Raw genomic sequence first — 19,904 nt, 5'->3', positions numbered from 1 at the left:
GTGCGCGGGTCCGGTACGGGTGGGCGGTGTCGTCACCGTCCTTCCCGGGCGTGCCGGGCGATCTGCCGCAGGGCGGCGGCGAAGTCCTCGGCGGCCCGGCGGACGGCCCCGGTGTCGTGGGCGGCGGGCCGGTGGTGCCAGGTGAAGGCGAGGCGTCCGTGCTGGGCCGCGCCGACCACCTCCAGCGGGTGGGAGCCGCCGTCCCGGGGGTCGTGGTCCTGGCCGAAGGAGCCGAGTTCGGCGCGGACCAGGCCGTCGCCGGCGGCCTCGGGCCGGGCGTCCCACTGGCCGAGGTAGTTGAAGACCACCTGGCCGTGGCCGCCGGCGGCGAGGCGCTCGCGGACCCCGGGCGTCCCGAAGGTGCGCAGGGCGCCGAAGCCCAGGCCGTTGCCGGGCACCGCCCGCAGCTGGCGGCGGACGGACTTCACCAGGGCGCGCCAGTCGCGGTCCGGGCCGGGCTCGGCCGGGTCGGGGACGTGGAAGGTGACGGGGTGGACGGTGGTGAACCAGCCGACCGTACGGGACAGGTCGACGCCGTCCAGCAGGTCCTCGCGGCCGTGCCCCTCCAGGTCCAGGCCGATCCGCTGCTGCCCGCTCCAGCGGGCCAGGGCGAGGGCGAGGGCGGCCAGCAGCACGTCGTTGACCCGGGTGCGGTAGGCGGCGGGGGCGGCGCGCAGCAGCGCCTCGGTGTCGGCCTCGTCGAGGTCGACGGTGACCGCCGCGGTCTCGGCACCGCCGGGCCCGGAAGGACCGCCGGGCCCGGACGGACTGCCAGGCAGGGCCGCCCGGGCGCTCACCGCCTCCTCCCAGTACGGGAGTTCGTGGTCCAGACCGCCCTCGGCGACATGGGCGGCGAGCCGCTGCGCCCAGTCCCGGAAGGAGGTGCCGCGCTCCCCCAGGGTGACCGGCCCGCCCTGGACGGCCTGGCGGTGGGCGCTCTCCAGGTCGTCGCGCAGCACCCGCCAGGAGACGGCGTCGACGACCAGGTGGTGGGCGACCAGGAGCAGCAGGGCCGGGTGCTCCGGGTGGCCGGTGAACAGGGCGGCGCGCAGCAGCGGGCCGCGGGCCAGGTCGAAGCCGGCGTGCAGCTCGTCGGCGGCCTTGGCCATGGCCGCGTCGGCGGCCCCGGCGTCCTGCCCGGTCAGGTCGTGGTGGACCAGGAGGTCCTCGGCGGGGGCGGGCGGCGGGTTGAACTGGTGCCAGCCGGCCTCGTCGCGGGTGAAGCGCATCCGCAGGGCGTCGTGGTGTTCCAGCAGGGCGTCGAGCGCGGTGCGCAGCGCCGCCGGGTCGGGGTCGGCGGCGAGTTCGAGCAGGGTGGACTGGTTGAAGTGGTGGTGGGCGGCGCGCGGGGTGGTCAGGAACCACTCCTGGATGGGGGTGAGCGGCACGCCGCCGGTCACCGGGCCGTCGTCGGCGCGCTCGGTGGCGGTGCGTACGACGGTGGCCAGTTCGGCCACCGTCTGGTGGCTGAACAGGTCGCGGGTGGCCAGGTGCAGGCCGTCGCGGCGCAGCCGGGAGACCACCTGCATGCTGAGTATGGAGTCGCCGCCGAGGAGGAAGAAGTTTTCGTCGGCGCCGACCTCGTCGAGGCCGAGGACGTCGGCCCAGATCCGGGCGATCCGGCGTTCGAGGTCGGTCTCCGGCGCCCGGCCGGGGCCGGCCGCGGCCTGGGCGGGACCGGGGTCGGGCAGGGCCCGCCGGTCGAGCTTGCCGTTGGGGGTGAGCGGGAGCCGCTCCAGCGCGACGAAGGCCGAGGGGACGAGGTGCGGCGGCAGCGTCTCGGCGAGGTGGAGCCGCAGGTCGAGGGCGGGGGCGCCGGCGGTGGCGTCGGCGGGGACGACGTAGCCGACCAGCCGGCCGCCGCCCGGGCCGTCGGCGCGGACGGTGACGACGGCGTCGCGCACCAGGGCGCTGCGGCGCAGGGCGCTCTCGATCTCGCCGGGTTCGATCCGGAAGCCGCGCAGCTTGATCTGCTCGTCGGCGCGGCCGGCGAACCGGAGCTGGCCGTCGGCGGCGCGGCGGGCGAGGTCGCCGGTGCGGTACATCCGCTCGCCGGGGGCGCCGTACGGGTCGGGGAGGAAGCTCCGGGCGGTGAGGCCGGGGCGGCCGAGGTAGCCGCGGGCGAGGCCGGGGCCGGCCAGGTAGAGCTCCCCGGTGACGCCGGGCGGCACCGGCCGCAGGGCGGTGTCCAGGACGTACGCGCGGGTGGCGCCGCTGGGGCGGCCGATCGCGGGGCTGCCGCTGCCGGGGGCGAGCGGGCCGGTCCAGGTGGCGACGACGGTGGCCTCGGTGGGGCCGTAGGAGTTGACCATGCGCCGGCCGGGGGCCCAGGTGTCGACCAGGTCGGCCGGGCAGGCCTCGGCGCCGACGACCAGGGTGCGCAGCCCGGTCAGGGCCGCGGCGGTCTCGGGTTCCAGGGTGGCCAGGGCGGCCGGGGGGATCAGGGTGTGGCTGATCCGGCGGGCGGTCAGGGCCTCGGCGAGCCGTTCGCCGACCAGCGGCCCCTCCTCGCCGGTGACGAGGGCGGCGCCGGAGAGCAGCGAGATGCACAGTTCCAGGACGGAGGCGTCGAAGCTGGGCGAGGCGAACTGGAGCACCCGGTCGCCGGGGCCGACGGCGTACTGCTCGGCGGCGGCGGCCGCGAAGACGGCGAGGCCTCGGTGGGTGACCAGGACGCCCTTGGGCGTTCCGGTGGAGCCGGAGGTGTAGACGGCGTAGGCGGGGTGGGCGGGGGTGAGGGCGGTGGTGCGGTCGGCGTCGGTGGGCGCGGTGTCCGGGCCCTCGGCGGACCAGACCTGGGCCGGGTCGTCGAGCAGCAGGTGGGCGGCGGCGTCGCGGACCATGAACTCCCGCCGGGGCGCCGGGTAGTCGGGGTCGACGGGGAGGAAGGCGCCGCCGGCCTTCGCGACGGCGAGCTGGGCGACCACCATGGCCGCCGAGCGGGGCAGGGCGAGGGCGACCAGCCGCTCGGGGCCGACGCCGCGCCGGATGAGCTGGTGGGCCAGCCGGTTGGCGGCCCGGTCGAGGTCGGCGTAGCTCAGCTCCCGTTCGCCGTCGAGCAGGGCCGGTGCCCCGGGGGTGGCGGCGGCCCGGCGCTCGAACAGCTCGGGCAGGGTCGCCTCCGCCACCGGCCGGAAGCCGCCGTGCGGCTCGGCGGGCGACTCGTCCGGGCCGGCCAGCGGCAGCGCGCCGACGGCGCGGGACGGGTCCTCGGCGACGGCGGTGAGCAGGGTGGCGAGCTGGCCGGCCATCCGCTCGACGGTGGCCGGGTCGAACAGGTCGGTGTCGTAGGTGAACAGGCCGTGCAGGGCGCCGCTCGCGGTCTCGACGAACTCCAGCACCAGCTCGAAGGGCGTCCGTACGGCGTCGGGCTCGATGCCGGTCACGTCGAGGCCCGGGAGGTCGGGTTCGGCGGACGGCGCGTTCTGGAGCACCACGTGGACCTGGAACAGCGGGCTGCGGCTGGTGTCGCGCACCGGCTGGACTTCGTCGACCACCTTCTCGAAGGGCACGTCCTGGTGGGCGAAGGCGTCGAGGACGGTCTGCCGCACTTCGCCGAGGAGGGCGTCGAAGGGCTGTCCGGGCTCGACCCGGGAGCGCAGCACCAGGGTGTTGACGAAGAATCCGACGAGCCGCTGGACCTCGGGCCGGTGCCGGCCGGAGGTGATGGTGCCGACGGTGATGTCGCTGTCCCCGCAGAGCCGGGCCAGGTAGGCCTGGGCGGCGGCGACCAGGGTGGTGAACAGGGTGGCGCCGCGCCGCCGGCCGACCTCGGCCAGCCGGCGGGCGGTGTCGGCGGGCAGTTCCAGTCGGACGGTGGCGGCGTTGGCGGCGTTGGCGGTGCGCACCGCGGGCCGGGGCCGGTCGGTGGGCAGCTGCGGCGGGACCACGCCGGTCAGTTGGCCCTTCCAGTAGGCGCGCTGGTCCCCGGTGGGGGCCCCGGCGGTGCGCTGCCAGTGGGCGTAGTCGGCGTACTGCACCGGCAGGGGCGCCAACTCGGCTTCGGTGGAGCCGAGTTCGGCGCGGTAGAGGTGGGCCAGGTCGGTGAGCAGCACGCCGGTGGACCAGCCGTCGGTGACCATGTGGTGCAGGGTCAGCGCCAGCACGTGCTCGCGGTCGGCCAGCCGGGCCAGGGTGGCGCGCAGCAGTGGTCCGCGGCGCAGGTCGAAGGGGCGGGCGCGGTCGGCGGCGAGCAGGTCGCGCAGGGCCCGCGGCCGTTCGTCGGCGGGCCGCCCGGAGAGGTCGTGCAGCGGCAGCGGCACGGCGTGCGGCGGGTGGACCAGTTGGACGCCGTGGCCGTCGACGCTGTCGAAGGTGGTGCGCAGCGACTCGTGCCGGGCCGTCAGGGCGTCCAGGGCCGCGCCGAGGGCGCCGGTGTCGAGGGTGCCGCGCAGCCGCAGCGCGAGCGCGACGTTCTCGGAGACGCCGGGCGTGAACTCCTCCAGGAACCAGAGGCGCTGCTGGGCGTGGGACATCGGGGCGGCGCCCGTGCGGGGCACCGGGACGACGGGCGGGCGGGCCGGGGCGGCGGGCTCCTCGGTGAGCAGCCGGGCCAGGCCGGCCGGGGTGGGGTGGTCGAAGACGGCGCGCGGGCCGAGCTCGGCGCCGAAGGCCTCGGTGAGGCGGGCGGCGAGCCGGATGCTGAGGATGGAGTCGCCGCCGAGGTCGAAGAAGCCCTCGTCGGTGCCGGGCGGGCGGATGCCGAGGACCTCGGCGAAGAGCTCGGTGGTGCGGCGTTCGGCCGCGGTGCGCGGTTCGACCCGCTCGCGGCGCCCGCCGGGCCGCTCCTCGGGGGCCGGGAGGGCGGCGCGGTCGACCTTGCCGTTGCGGCTCAGCGGGAGGGCGTCGAGCGGGACGAAGGCGGACGGGACGAGGTAGTCGGGCAGGGCGCGGGCGGCGAAGTCCCGCAGTTCCCCGGGGTCGGGGGCGCCGTCGGTGCCGACGGCGTAGGCGACCAGCCGGCGGGCGCCGGGCCGGTCCTCGCGGACGACCACGGCGACGTCGGCGACCAGCGGGTGGGCGGCGAGGGCCGCCTCCACCTCGGCGGGCTCGACCCGGAAGCCGCGGATCTTCACCTGGTCGTCCGCGCGGCCGAGGAACTCCACGGTGCCGTCGGGGCGGCGCCGGGCGAGGTCCCCGGTGCGGTACATCCGGGCGCCGGGCGGGCCGGAGGGGTCGGCGAGGAAGCGGGCGGCGGTCGCACCGGGGCGGCCCAGGTAGCCGCGGGCCAGCCCCTCGCCGGCCAGGTAGAGCTCGCCCGCGCAGCCCGGCGGGACGGGCCGCAGCCGGGCGTCCAGGACGTGCGCCCGGCGGTCGTCCAGCGGGCGGCCGATCGGGACGGTGTCGGGCACCGCGGCGGCGTCCGACAGGGCGTGGGCGGTGGCGAAGGTGGTGGTCTCGGTGGGCCCGTAGCCGTCCACCACGGTCAGCCCGGGGCAGGCCGCCAGGACGCGGCGCACGGCGGCGGCGGGCACCACGTCGCCGCCGGTCCACAGGGTCCGCAGGCCGCCGAAGCAGTCCGGCGCGTCCTGGGCGAGGAGCCGGAACAGCCCTGCGGTGAGCCAGAGCGCCGTCGGCCCGTCGGGGCCGGCGAGGCGGCGCAGCAGGGCGGCGTCCACCGGCCCGTCGGGGGCGACGAGCACGCAGCCGCCGTTCAGCAGCGGCGCCCAGACCTCGAAGGTGGCGGCGTCGAAGGCGACCGGCGAGTGCAGCAGCACCCGGGCGCAGCGGCCGCCGGTGAAGCGGCTGTCGGTGGCGAGCGAGGCCACGTCGCGGTGGCGGACGGCGACGGCCTTGGGCTCGCCGGTGGAGCCGGAGGTGTACATCACGTACGCCAGCCGGTCCGGGTCTGCGGGCGGCAGGTCCGGGGCGGCCGCCCCGTCGCGGGCGGCGGCGACCTGTCCGGCGGTCAGGGTCGCGGCCGCGCCGGCCCGCTCCAGCAGGGTGCGGCGGCGCTCCTCGGGGGCGCGCCGGTCGACGGGCAGGTAGGCGCCGCCGGCCTTGAGGACGGCCAGCTGGGCGACGACGAGTTCGGTGCCGCGGTCCATCGCCAGGGCGACCCGGTCCTCGGGGGCCAGGCCGTCGGCGAGCAGCCGGGCGGCCAGCCGGTCGGACCAGTCGTCCAGCCCGCGGTAGCTCAGCTCGCGCCCGCCCTCGCGCACGGCGGGGGCGTCGGGGGTGCGGCGGACCTGTTCGGCGAAGATCCGCAGCGGGCTGCGCGGCTCCGGCGGGCGGGCGGTGGCGTGCCAGGAGGCGAGCAGGTCGCGGTCGGCCGGGGTGAGCGGGTCCAGCGCGGCGAGGTCGCCGTCCAGGCCGTCGGCGAGGGCGGTCAGCAGCAGGGCCAGGCGGTCGGCGGCGTCCCGGGCGGTGCGCTGGTCGAAGAGCGCGGGGTCGTACGCCAGGTCGAAGGCGAGCTGTCCGCTCAGGTGGGCGCGCAGGCACCAGGGGAAGGTGGTGGCGTCGTCGGCGCGCACCTCGACCACCCGGACGCCGGTGCGGTCCGCGGCGGACTCGTCGACGGGGTAGTTCTCGAACACCAGCATGCTGTCGAACAGCGGCTCGCCGGCGGGCAGTTCGCTCAGGCCCTGGATCCGGGTCAGCGCCAGGTGGTCGTGGCCGCGGCCCTCGCTCTGCCGGTCCTGGAGGTCGCGCAGCCAGGGCAGCACGCCGCCCGAGGGGATCCGGACCCGGGCGGGCACGGTGTTGATGAACAGGCCGATCATCGTCTCGACGCCGGGCAGTTCGGCCGGGCGCCCGGAGACGGTGGTGCCGAAGACGACGTCCGCGGTGCCGCCGTAGCGGGCCAGCAGCAGCGCCCAGGCGCCCTCGACCAGGGTGTTGACGGTCAGTCCGGCGGCGGCGGCGTTCTCCCGCAGCCGGGCGGAGGCCGCCTCGTCCAGGACGCGGTGGACGGCGGCGGTGGAGCGGGCCCGGTGGGCGCCGGCGGGGCGGCGGTCGTAGGGCAGCGCGGTCCGTTCGGCGAACCCGGCGAGCGCGGCGCCCCAGTGCTCCTCGGCGGCCCGCCCGTCCTGCTCGCGCAGCCAGGCCAGGAAGTCCGCGAACGGGCGGCGGACGGGGCGGGGCGCCTGCGGGCCGCCGGTCAGCGCGGCGTACTCCTCGCAGACCTCGGTGAGCAGCTGGCCGGTGCTCCAGCCGTCCAGGATCACGTGGTGGGTGGACCAGAGCAGCAGTACCTCCTCGCCGGGCAGCGCGGCCAGGACGAGGCGGGTGAGCGGCGCGGTGCCCAGGTCGAGGCCGGCGGCCCGCTCCTCGGCGAGCAGCCGCTCGGTCTCCTCGGCGCGCCGTTCGGGCGTCAGGGCGCGCCAGTCCAGGTGGCGGACGGGCAGGGCGGCGCGGCGCGCGACCAGCTGGACGGGGTGCGGCAGGCCGCGCCAGTGCACGGCGGTGCGCAGCGCCGGGGTGCGGTCGGCGACCTGCTGCCAGGCGGCGGCGAAGGCCGCCGGGTCGCCGACGCCGGCCAGCCGGACGGCGATCCGGTCCACGTAGGCGCCGTCCTCGTCGACCAGGCCGTGGAAGAGCATGCCGGACTGCAGCGGGGTCAGCGGCAGCACGTCCGCGACCTCGCGGCCGTCGCCGACCAGGCCGTCCAGCCGTTCCTGGTCGAGGCCGGCCAGCGGGAAGTCGGACGGGGTGCGGCCGCCGGCGCCGGGGCCCGCGCAGTGCTCGGCCAGCTCGCGCAGCGCCTGGAGGGTCTGCTCGGCGAGGGCGCGGACGGCGGCCTCCTCGTACACCTCCGCCGGGTAGGTCCAGCCCAGTTCGAGCCGGCCGTCCTGGACGGCCCCGATGACGTCGAGCAGGTAGGGGCGGGGCTCGTCGGGGTCGGTGTCGCGCCCGGCCGGGGACAGCGAGCCGCGCAGCAGCCCGTCGGCGCCGGTGCGGGTGTCCCACTGGCCGTGGTAGTTGAAGCCGACCTGCGGCGCGGCCGCGCCTTCCGGGAGGGCGGACGGGAGCAGGTGGCGCAGCGCGCCGTGGCTGAGTCCGCGCAGCGGGACGGCGCGCAGCTGCTCCTTGACCGAGCGCAGGGTGTGGTGCCAGCCGGCCTCGGGGTCGACGCGCAGGGCGAGCGGGAACTCGGCGGTGAACCAGCCGACCGTCCGGGAGAGGTCCTGGTCGGGGAAGAGGTCCTCGCGGCCGTGGCCCTCCACCCCGATCAGCACCGTGTCCCGGCCGCACCAGCGGGCCAGGGTGCGGCCGAGGGCGCTGAGCAGGACGTCGTTGACCTGGGTGCGGTAGACCTCGGGGACGCGGCGCAGCAGCGCCCCGGTGGTCGCCTCGTCCAGCGTCACGGTGACGGTGGCGGCGGCGCCGTGGGTGTTGGCGCCCGGGCGCCCGGCGGGCAGCCCGGCCGGGGCCTCGCCGGTGCGGGTCCAGTACGCGGTGTCGCCGTCCAGGGCGCCGGAGCGGGTGTGCCGCTCCAGCCGGGCGGCCCACCGGGTGTAGGAGGTGCCCGGCTCCGGCAGCCGGACGGGCGCGCCGCCGCGGGCGGCCTGGTGGGCGGCTTCGAGGTCGGCCAGCAGGATGCGCCAGGAGACGCCGTCCACGGCCAGGTGGTGGATCGTCAGCACCAGCTGGCCGGGCCGGCCGGCGCCGCCGTCGAAGTACAGGGCGCGCAGCATCCGGCCCTGGAGCGGGTCGAGGGAGCGCTGGGCCTCCTCGGCGGCCCGCTGCACCTCCGTCTCCAGGACGGTCCGGTGGTGGGTGAAGACACCGTCCGGTGCCTGTTCCCGGACCTCCTGGTGCCAGCCGGCCTCGCCGTGGCGGAAGCGGGTGCGCAGCGCCGGGTGGTGCTCCACCAGCGCGAGCACCGCCTGCCGCAGCGCCGCCGGGTCGGTGTCCGGGGCCAGCACCAGCCGCTGGGTCATGGTGAAGCGCAGCGCCTCGCCGGGGCGGCGCCCGTCGAGGTACCAGTGCTGGATCGGGGTGAGCGGGGCCTCGGCGGGCTCGGCCTCCTCCGCTTCCGTCCGTACGGTCGACTCCCCGGCGCAGAGGGCGAGTTCGGCGACGTTCTGATAGCGGAAGACGTCCTTGGTGGTGAGGGCGAGTCCGGCGGCGCGGGCCCGGGAGACGATCTGGATGCTGAGGATGGAGTCGCCGCCGAGCGCGAAGAAGTTGTCCCGGGCGCCGACCCGCCGCACGCCCAGCACCTCGGCCCAGATCGCGGCGAGCCGCTCCTCGGTGCCGGGGCGCGGGGCGACGTACGGGGTGGTGCGGTCCGGCTGGGCGGGCGGGGCGGGCAGGGCGCGCCGGTCGGTCTTGCCGCTGGTGGTGCGCGGGACGCGGGCGAGCGGGACGAAGGCGGTGGGCACCAGGTGGTCGGGCAGGGTGCGCCGCAGCCAGGCGCGCAGCTCCTCGGCGGGCGGCACCCGGTCGCCGGCCGGCACCGGGTAGCCGACCAGCAGGGTGCGGCCGCCCTGTTCGCGGGCGGCGACGGCGCAGTCCGCGAGGTCGGGGTGGGTCAGCAGGGCGGCCTCGACCTCGCCGGGCTCGATCCGGAAGCCGCGGATCTTGACCTGGTCGTCGGCCCGGCCGAGGAACTCCAGCTGCCCGGCGGCGTCCCAGCGGGCGAGGTCGCCGGTGCGGTACATCCGGGTGCCGGGGGCGCCGTACGGGTCGGCGAGGAACCGGCCGGCGGTGAGCCCGGGCCGGCCGAGGTAGCCGCGGGCGACCTGCCGACCGGCCAGGTACAGCTCCCCCGGCATGCCGGGCGGCACCGGGCGCAGCGCGCCGTCCAGCACGTAGGCGGTGACGCCGCGGCCCGGCCGGCCGATCACCGGGCGCCCGGGGTGGTCGGCGCAGCGGGCGTAGGCGGCGTCGACGGTGCACTCGGTGGGCCCGTACAGGTTGTAGACGGTGACGCCGAGTCGGGCCCGGACCTCGGCCAGCTCCCGCCAGGTGGCGGCGGGGATCGCCTCGCCGCCGAGCTGGAGCAGCCGGGGGTGGTGCGGGGCGGGGCCGAACAGTCCGGCGGCGGTGAGTTCGCGCAGGTAGGAGGGGGTGACGTTGACGACGTCGAGCCGCTGCTCGACGATCCTGGCGCAGAAGGCCTGCGGGTCCAGCCGGACGTCCTCGTCGATCAGGTGGAGCTCCTGGCCGGAGACCAGCAGCAGCGGGCCCTCCCAGCTGGTGTCGAAGGAGAGGGAGGCGCTGAGGGCGACCTTCAGCCGGGCGCCGTCGGCGGTGTGCGGGGCGAGCATCCCCTCCCGGTGGTCGCGGCAGAGGTTGACCAGCTGGCGGTGCTCGACGACCACGCCCTTGGGGCGGCCGGTGGAGCCGGAGGTGTGGATCAGGTAGGCGGCGTTCCCGGGCCGCAGCGGGGCGGTCCGCTCGGCGTCGGTCAGGTCGTGGCCGGGCAGGGCGTCCCAGGGCACCTCGCGCAGGACCCGCTCGGTCAGCACCGTGCGCGGCCGGGTGTCCGCCAGCAGCAGGGCGGCCCGCTCCTCGGGCAGGTCCGGATCGACGAACTGGAGGACGGCCCCGGCCTTGAGCACCGCGAACAGCGCCACCACCAGGTCGGAGGTGCGCGGCAGCCGGACGGCGACCACCTGCTCCGGGCCGGCGCCGAGGGCCGTCAGGTGGCGGGCGAGCCGGTTGGCCCGGGCGTTGAGGGCGGCGTAGTCCAGCGTGGCGTCCCGAGCGACCAGCGCGGTGGCGTCCGGGGTGCGGGCGGCCTGCTCCTCGAACAGGGCGGTGAAGGTGGTGTCCGGCCCGGGCAGCGGCTCGCCCCGGCCCTGGCGCAGCACCTGCCGCCGCTCGTCCCCGCTCATCAGCGGCAGCTCGCCGACGGCCGTCCCGGGCGCCTCGGCGACGGCCGCCAGCAGGGTGGTCAGCCGGTGGGCCAGCTGCTCGGCGGTCCGCGCGTCGAACAGCCCGGTGCTGTACTCCAGGTAGCCGGTCAGGCCGCCGTCGTGCTCGGCGAAGTCGAAGGAGAGGTCGAAGGCGGCGCTGCGGACCGGCGGGGTGACGGGTTCGACCGTCAGGCCGGGCAGCGGGGGCGTCTCGGCGCCGAGGTTGTGCAGTGCCACCATCACCTGGAACAGCGGGGTGCGGCTGGTGTCGCGCTCCGGCTGGAGGGCGTCCACCAGCCGTTCGAAGGGCACCTCCTGGTGGGCCAGGGCGTCCAGCACGGCGTGCTGGGCGGCGGTCAGCAGCTCCTGGAAGGTCAGTTCGGGGCGGATGTCGCCGCGCAGCACCAGGGTGTTGACGAACATGCCGACCACGTCGTGGAGTTCGCCCTGCTCGCGGCCGGAGGTGACGGTGCCGACGGCGACGTCGCGCTGCCCGGACCAGCGGGCCAGCAGCACCTGGCAGGCGGCCAGCAGGACGGTGTAGAGGGTGCCGTCGGCCTCGCGGCCGCGCTCGCGCAGCCGGGCGGTCAGCTCGGCGGGAAGCGTGAAGGTCGTCAGCGCGCCCTCGCGGGTGCGCACCGCGGGGCGCGGCCGGTCGGTGGGCAGTTCCAGCGGGGCCAGGCCGTCCAGGGCCCGGCGCCAGTGGTCGAGGTCGGCCTCGGCGGCGGCGGTGCGGGTGCGCTGCCAGGCCGCGTAGTCGGTGTACCGGACGGGCAGCGCGGGCAGCCGGGGGCTCCGCCGTTCGAGGGCGGCGGCGTACAGCTCGCCGAGGTCGCGGCCGAGCACGCCCATCGACCAGCCGTCGGTGGCGATGTGGTGCACCGCCAGGGCGAGGACGTGCTCCTCGGCGGCCGTCCGGGCCAGGTGGGCGCGGAGCACGGGGCCCTCGGCGAGGTCGAAGGGGGCGGTGGCGATCCGCTCCAGGTGGGCGTCCAGCTCCGCCGCCGGGACATCCGCGCAGGGCAGCTCGACGGGGTGCGGCGGGCGCACCACCTGCCGGGCCCGGCCGTCCCGTTCGGCGTACGTGGTGCGCAGCGCCTCGTGCCGCTCGACCAGGGCGTCCAGGGCGGCGCCCAGGGCGGCCCGGTCGAGGGCGCCGCGCAGCCGCAGCACGGACAGCGAGGTGTACTCGGTGCTGCCGGGCTCGAAGCGGTCGAGGAACCAGAGCCGCTGCTGGGCGTAGGAGAGCGGCGCCTCGGCCGCCGGGTCGGCGGCGGGGATGACGGCCGGTGCGGCGCCGGGGCGGGGTGCGCCGAGCGCCTCGGCCAGGTCGGCGAGCACGGGGTGGGTGAACAGCACCCGGGGCGAGAGGTCGGCGGCGCCGAAGGCGGCGCGCAGCCGGGCGGTGACCCGTACGGCGAGGATGGAGTCCCCGCCGAGGGCGAAGAAGTCGTCCTCGGCGCCGACCGCGCCGGTGTCCAGGACCTCCGCCCAGGCCTCGGCGACCAGCCGCTCGGCGGGGGTGCGGGGCGCGGTGCGCCCGCGGCCGGCCGCGAAGCCGTCCGGGCCGGGCACCGGCAGGGCGCGCCGGTCGAGCTTGCCGTTGGGGGTGAGCGGCAGGGCGGCCAGCGGGACGTAGGCGGCGGGCACCAGGTAGGCGGGGAGCAGGCGTTCCAGGTGGGCGCGCAGCTCGGCGGCGCCCGGCGGCCGGGCCGGGTCCTCCCCGACGAGGTGGGCGACCAGCCGGCGGGTGCCGGTGGCGTCCTCGTGGACGCCGACGGTGGCCAGGGCGACGCCCGGGTGGGTCTGGAGGGCGGCCTCGATCTCGCCGGGTTCGATCCGGTAGCCGCGGATCTTGACCTGCTGGTCGGCGCGGCCCAGGTAGCGCAGGGTGCCGTCGGCCTGCCAGCGGGCCCGGTCGCCGGTGCGGTACATCCGGGTGCCGGGGGCGCCGAAGGGGTCGGCGAGGAAGCGGCCGGCGGTCAGGCCGGGCCGGTTGAGGTAGCCGCGGGCCAGCCCCTCGCCCGCCACGTACAGTTCGCCGACGGCGCCCGGGGGCACCGGGGCGAGGTCGCCGTCGAGCACGTACAGCCGCAGGTCGGCGATGCCGGTGCCGATCGGGCCGGGGCCGCCGGCGGTGGCGGTCGCCGGGTCCAGCGCGGTGTGGGTGACGTGCACGGTGGTCTCGGTGATGCCGTACATGTTCACCAGGCGCGGCGCGTCCTCGGGGTGGCGCCGGTACCAGTCGGCGAGCCGGGTGACGTCCAGCGCCTCGCCGCCGAAGACCACCGTGCGCAGCGCCAACCGGGCGGAGACGTCCGGGAGTTCGGCGTCGGCGCGGGCCAGCTGGTGGAACGCGGACGGGGTCTGGTTGAGGACGGTGACCCGCTCCTCGGCGAGCAGCCGCAGGAAGTCCTCCGGGGAGCGGGCGGTGTCCTCGGGCACCACGACGAGCCGGCCGCCGTGCAGCAGCGGGCCCCACAGCTCCCAGACCGAGAAGTCGAAGGTGTAGGAGTGGAAGAGCGTCCAGACGTCCTCGGCGCCGAAGCCGAACAGCTCCTGGGTCTGCTCGAACAGCCGCACCACGTTGGCGTGCGGCACCACGACGCCCTTGGGGCGGCCGGTGGAGCCGGAGGTGAAGATGGCGTAGGCGGGGCTGTCGGGCAGCGGGCGGTGGCCGGCGCCGAGCGGGCCGACCGGGCGGCGGGCCAGGTCGGCGCGCACCCCGGGGTCGGCCAGGGCGAGGACGGGCACCTCGACGCCGGTCGGATCGGCCGGGGCCTCCAGGGTGACCAGGGCCACCGGGGCGGCGTCGCGCAGCAGTTCGGCGCGGCGTTCGGCGGGCAGGCCCGGGTCGAGCGGCAGGTAGGCCGCGCCGGTCTTGAGGACGGCGAGGACGGCCACCACCAGCTCGGCGGTGCGGGGCAGCGCCAGGGCGACGTACCGCTCGGGGGCGGCGCCGAACCCGGCCAGCCGGTGGGCGAGCCGGTCGGCCCGGGCGTCCAGCTCGGCGTAGTCGAGGTGCTCCCCGCCGCAGGTGACGGCCTCGGCCCGCGGGGTGCGGGCGGCCCGCTCCTCGAACAGGTCGACCAGGGTGCGCGCGGGCCGGCCCTGCGCGGTGCCGTTCCAGTCGACCAGCAGCCGGCGGCGCTCCTCCTCGGTGGTCCAGGCCAGCGCGCGCAGCGGGCGGTCCAGCCCGGCGGCCAGCTCGGTGAGCAGCAGCCGCAGCCGCCCGGCGAGGGCGTCCACGGTCGCGGCGTCGAACAGCTCCGGGTCGTAGGCGAGGTCGAAGCCGACCTGCCCGCCCTGGTAGGCGCGCAGCACCAGCGGGAAGCTGGTGGCGTCCCGGGAGGAGACCTCGGCCAGGCGCACTCCGGTGCCGGCGGCGCGGGCGTCGTCGAAGGGGTAGTTCTCGAAGGCGACGATGCTGTCGAACAGCGCGCTGCCGGCGGGGACGTCGCTGAAGCCGGTGAGTTCGGCGAGCGAGACCGCCGAGTGCCGGCGGGCCTCGGCCTGGTCCCCCTGGAGCTCCCGCAGCCAGTCGGCGGCGGTGCGCTCGCCGTCCACCCGGACCCGGGTGGGCAGGGTGTTGATGAACATGCCGATCATCGACTCGACGCCGGGCAGCTCCTCGGGCCGGCCGGAGACGGTGGTGCCGAACAGCACGTCCGGCTCGCCGCTGTAGCGGGACAGCAGCAGCGCCCAGGCGCCCTGCACCACGGTGCCGAGGGTCAGCCCGGACTGCCGTGCGGTGCGGGCGAGTTGCTCGGAGACCTGCTCGGACAGGGCGGCGCTGAGGCTGCCCGCCGAGCGGGCCCGGTGGGCCTCGCGCCGCGCCCGGTCGGCGGGCAGCGGGGTGGCGGTGGCGAAGCCGTCCAGGACGGACCGCCAGTGGGCCCGGGCGGCCCCGGCGTCCTGCCCGGCCAGCCAGTGCACGTAGTCGGCGAAGGGCCGGCGCACCGCCGGGGCGGGGGCGGCGCCGGTGGTGAGCGCCGCGTACTCGGCGAACACGTCGGTGAGCACCTGGGCGAGGCTCCAGCCGTCCAGGACCAGGTGGTGGGAGGTCCACAGCAGCTGGACCCGGGCCTCGGGCAGCCGGACCAGGGTGAGCCGGGTGAGCGGGGCGGTGGCGATGTCCAGGCCGAGGGCGAGGTCCTCGGCCTTCAGCCGCTCCAGCCGTTCGGCGCGCTCGGCCGGGTCGACGGCCCGCAGGTCGAGGTGGGTCACCGGCAGCCGGACGCCCCGGCGCACCACCTGGAGCGGGGCGGGCACGCCCTCCCAGACCACGGAGGTGCGCAGCGCGGGCGTACGGTCGGCGACCCGCTGCCAGGCCAGGGCGAGGGCGCGCGGGTCGGCGACGCCCTCCAGCAGCAGGGCGGCCTGGTCCAGGTAGACGTCGTCCTCGCCGCCGACCAGGCGGTGGAAGAGCATGCCCTCCTGGAGCGGGGTGAGCGGCAGCAGGTCCGTCACGTCCCGGCCGTCGCCGACCAGCCGGTCCAGCGCGGCCTGGTCGAGGCCGGCCAGCGGGAAGTCGGAGGGGGTGCGGCCGCCGGCGCCGGGGCTCGCGCAGTGCTCGACGATGCCGGTGAGCGCGGCGGCGGTGGCCTCGGCCAGGGCCCGGACGGTCTCCTCCCGGTGCACCCGGTCGCTGTAGTGCCAGGTGAGTTCCAGCTCGCCGTCGGCGACGACGGCGGAGACGTCGAGCAGGTGGTCCAGCGGCTCGTCGGGGGCGAGGTCGCGGCCGGGGGCCTGCCCGGCGGGGGCGAAGTCGCCGCCCTCGGGGGCGGTCCACTGGCCGTGGTAGTTGAAGCAGACCTGCGGCAGCGGACGGTCCCTCAGCGCGGCGGCCGAGCCGAGCCGGGCGAGGGCCTCGTAGCCCAGCCCCCGGCGGGGCACGGCGCGCAGCCGCTCCTTGACCCGCTTGAGGGTGGCGGCCCAGTCCGTCCCTTCCGGCAGGTCCAGGGTGACGGGGTACTGGGTGGTGAACCAGCCGACGGTGCGGGAGAGGTCGAGGCCGTCGAAGAGGTCCTCGCGGCCGTGGCCCTCCAGCGCGACGGTGACCCGCCCGGTGCCGGTCCAGTCGGCGAGGGCCCGGCCCAGCGCGCTGAGCAGCACGTCGTTGACCTGGGTCCGGTAGGCCTCGGGGACCTTCCGCAGCAGCGCCTCGGTGGTGGCCCGGTCGAGCCGGTGGCGCAGGGTGCGCACCGAGCCGGCGGTGGGGGTGCCGGGCAGGTCGACGGGCAGCGGCCCCGCGGGGGCGGCGGTCTCGGCGGTCCAGTACGGCAGGTCCGCGTCCAGGCCGCCGGTCCGGACGAGTTCGGCGAGCCGGTGGGCCCAGTCGGTGAAGGCGGTGGGCTCGGGCGCCGGGTCGGGGGTGCGGCCCTCGGCGGCCTGCCGGTAGGCCTGCGCCAGGTCGGCGAGCAGGACCCGCCAGGAGACGCTGTCGACGGCCAGGTGGTGGGCGGTCAGGAGGAGTTGGGGCCGGGCGCCGTCGGCGGGCCGGAACAGCACGGCGCGCAGCAGCGCCCCGGTGGCCGGGTCCAGCTCGGCGCGGGCGGCCTCGGCGGCCGCCTCCCGCTCCGCCTCCCGGTCGTCGGCGGGGTCGGTGGCCGGGTCGAGGGCGGTCAGCAGCGCCCCGGCGTCCGCGGCCGGCTCCTGCCGCCAGCCGTCCCCGGTGCGGGTGAAGCGGGTGCGCAGCGCCGGGTGGGCGGCCACCAGCGCGCCCAGCGCCCGGTCCAGCGCGGCTTCGTCCAGCCCGTACGGCAGGTCGAGCAGCATCGACATGGTGAAGTGCCGCAGCGGGCCGTGGGCGGCGAAGAACCACTCCTGGACGGGGGTCAGCGGAGCGGGCCCGTCCTGGTGGTGGCGCGGCGCGGGGGCGGCCGGAGGCTCGGCGGTGCGGGCCGCGGCGGCCAGGTCGGCGACGGTCTGGTGGCGGAAGACGTCCTGGGAGCCGATCCGCAGGCCCGCCGCGCGGGCCCGGGAGACGGCCTGGATGCTCAGGATCGAGTCGCCGCCGAGTTCGAAGAAGTTGTCGGTGACGCCGACCCTGGGCACGCCCAGCACCTCGGCCCAGATGGCGGCGAGGGTCTCCTCCTCGGGGGTGCGCGGGGCGGTGAACTCCCCTTCCCGGACGTCGGTTTCGGGGGCGGGCAGGGCTCGGCGGTCGAGTTTGCCGCTGGTGCCGAGCGGCAGGGCGTCGAGCACGGTGAAGGAGGACGGCACCAGGTGGTCGGGCAGCACCCGGCGCAGGGCGGCGCGCAGGTCGGCGGCGGGGCGGGCGGCGCCGTCGGCGAAGACCAGGTAGGCGGCCAGCCGGTGGTGGCCGTGGGCGTCGGGGACGGCGGCCACGGCGGCGGCGCGGACCTCGGGCAGGTCGAGCAGGGCCGCCTCGATCTCGCCGGGTTCGATCCGGTGGCCGCGCACCTTGACCTGGTCGTCGGCGCGGCCGAGGTACTCCAGGCGCCCGTCGGCCGTCCAGCGGGCCAGGTCGCCGGTGCGGTACATCCGGGTGCCGGGCGGGCCGTACGGGTCGGCGGTGAAGCGGGCGGCGGTCAGGCCGGGGCGGCCGTCGTAGCCGCGGGCGACCTGTTCGCCGGCCAGGTGGAGTTCGCCGCTGACCCCGGGCGGCACGGGCTGGAGCCGGCCGTCCAGGACGTAGGCGCGGACGTTGGGCAGCGGGCGGCCGATCAGCGGCCGGTCCCCGCCGTCGATCCGGCAGGCGATGGCGTCGACGGTGCACTCGGTGGGGCCGTAGTAGTTGTAGGCGGCCGTCTCCGGGCGGGCGGCGAGTTCGCGCCAGAGCCGGGGGGCGACCGCCTCGCCGCCGAGCATCAGCACCCGGGGGCGGTGGCGGGGGTCGTCGAGCAGCCCGGCGGGCAGCAGTTGGCGCAGGTAGGAGGGGGTGAGGTCGAGGAAGTCGATCCGGTGGCGGACGACGTACTCGACCAGGGCGGCCGGGTCCATCCGGGTGGTCTCGTCGACGAGGTGCAGCGGGTGGCCGTCCGCGAGCAGCAGCAGGCCCTCCAGCGAGGTGTCGAAGGAGAACGAGGCGGTCAGGGCGACGTTCAGCGGGCCGCCGCCCGCGTCGGCGACGAAGCCGGCCCGGTGGGCGGCGAGCAGGTGGGCCAGGGCGCGGTGCGGGACGCTGACGCCCTTGGGGCGGCCGGTGGAGCCGGAGGTGTAGAGCACGTACGCGGGGGTCGCGAGGTCCGGCGTGGGAAGGACGACGTCGACCGGGTCGTCGTTGCCCGACAGGTCGCGCAGGGTGTCCTCGTCCAGGAACAGGGCCGGCCCGGCGTCCTCGAGCACGTAGACGACCCGCTCCCAGGGCAGCGCCGGGTCGAGCGGCAGGTAGCCGGCGCCGACCTTCCAGACCGCGAGGACGGCCACCACCAGGTCGGCGGTGCGCGGCAGTCGCAGCGCGACCAGCCGTTCGGGGCCGGCGCCGGTGGTGGCCAGTCGGCGGGCGAGCCGTTCGGCGCGGGCGTCCAGTTCGGCGTAGTCGAGGCGCTCCTCCCCCGCGACCAGGGCCAGGGCGTGCGGGGTCCGTTCGGCCCGGCGCCGGAGCAGCTCCGGCAGGCTGACGGCCTCGACGGGCAGTGCGGTGGCGTTCCAGCCCCGGGTGACCTGCTCGGTCTCCCGCGCGGAGAGCAGCGGCAGGGTGGCGAGCGGGCGGTCCGGTTCGGCGGCGGCGCCCTCCAGCAGGCGCAGCAGCTGCTCGGCCATCCGGCCCGCGGTGGGGGCGTCGAAGAGGTCGGCGCGGTACTCCAGGACGCCGGTGAGCGCCTCGCCGTCGGGGACGAACTCCACGCTGAGGTCGAAGGTGGCGGCCTGCCGGGGCACGGTGACCGGGGCGGTGGCGAGTCCGGGCCGGTCCCCGGCGGTGGGCGGGGCGGGGTGCAGCAGCACCAGGACGTCGAACAGCGGGTTGCGGCCGGCCTCGCGGGGCGCGCCGACCGCCTCGACGATCCGTTCGAAGGGCGTGTCGCCGTGTGCGAGGGCGTCGTTGCCGGTCTCGGTGGCGGCGGCGAGCAGCTCGCGGAAGGAGGCGTCGGGCGCCACCCGGGTGCGGAGCACCACCGTGTTGACGAAGCAGCCGACGGCCCGTTCCAGTTCGGTGCGGGTGCGCCCGGCCATCAGCGAGCCGACGGTGACGTCCTGCTGGCCGGACCAGCGGGCGAGCAGCGCCTGGGTGCCGGCCACCAGCGCGGTGTTGAGGGTGCCCTGCTGCTCGGTCGCGAGGGCGCGCAGCCGGGCGGTGAGCGGCGCGGGCACGGTGAAGGTGTGCAGGCCGCCGGGGCCGGCCTCCTCGCCGCGCCGCGGGTGGTCCAGCGGCAGGTCGGACGGCACGGCGCCGGCCAGCTTCTCCCGCCAGTGGGCGAGCTGCCGCTCCAGCCGGTCGCCGGCGAGCTGCTCGCGCTGCCAGGCCGCGAAGTCCGGGTACTGGGCGGCGACTTCGGGCAGTGCGGGGTCGGCGCCGCGGGCCAGGGCGTCGTAGGCGGTGCACAGTTCGTCCAGGACGACGCCCATCGACCAGCCGTCGGTGACGATGTGGTGGGCGGTCAGCTGCAGGACGTGGGACCGCGGCGACTCGGCGACCAGCAGGGCGCGCAGCAGCGGCCCCCGTTCGAGGTCGAAGGGCCGGGAGTACTCCTGGAGCAGGACGGCGTCCAGGCTCTCGCCCTCGGCCGGTTCGCGGACCGGCAGCTCCACCGGCCCGGGCTCCCGGACGGTCGGCACCGGCCGGCCGTCGCTCTCCGCGAAGGTGGTGCGCAGCGCCTCGTGGCGCGCCACCACGGCGGTCAGCGCCGCGGCGAGCGCGGTGCGGTCCAGCTCGCCGGTGAAGCGCAGGGCGACGGCGCTGTTGTAGCGCGGGTCCCCGGGGCGCAGCCGGTCGAGGAACCAGAGCCGCTGCTGGACGAAGGAGGGCGGCAGCGGACGGCCGCGGTCGGCGCGCGGGATGGCCCGCTCGGCGGCGGCCCCGTCGCCGCCGGACCGGCCGGCCAGCCGCCGGCGCAGGGCTTCGCGCAGGTCGGCGGGCAGGGCCGCGGCGCGGTCCCGCTTCGAGGGCGTCGGAGGCGTCGAAGGCGTCATGGT

General features: G+C 77.5%; 1 protein-coding gene. It reads right to left on the bottom strand.

Annotation, left to right across the window (positions count from 1 at the left end; translation table 11 throughout):
• Positions 1 to 32: 32 nt before the first annotated feature.
• On the bottom strand, positions 33 to 19,901 hold the full coding sequence (locus ACFCY1_RS01075; RefSeq protein ID WP_375873066.1) for a non-ribosomal peptide synthase/polyketide synthase: 19,869 nt from the start codon (positions 19,899 to 19,901) through the stop codon (positions 33 to 35).
• Positions 19,902 to 19,904 lie beyond the last annotated feature (3 nt).

The organism is Kitasatospora sp. NPDC056273 (assembly GCF_042268845.1).
Taxonomy (GTDB): domain Bacteria; phylum Actinomycetota; class Actinomycetes; order Streptomycetales; family Streptomycetaceae; genus Kitasatospora.
Note: the sequence above shows the minus strand (reverse complement) of the source record. Positions and strands in the feature narration are given on the sequence as shown.

Coding starts and splice junctions, on each gene's coding strand:
- ACFCY1_RS01075 (WP_375873066.1), bottom strand. CDS start 19,901: ATGACGCCTTCGACGCCTCCGACGCCCTCGAAGCGGGACCGCGCCGCG.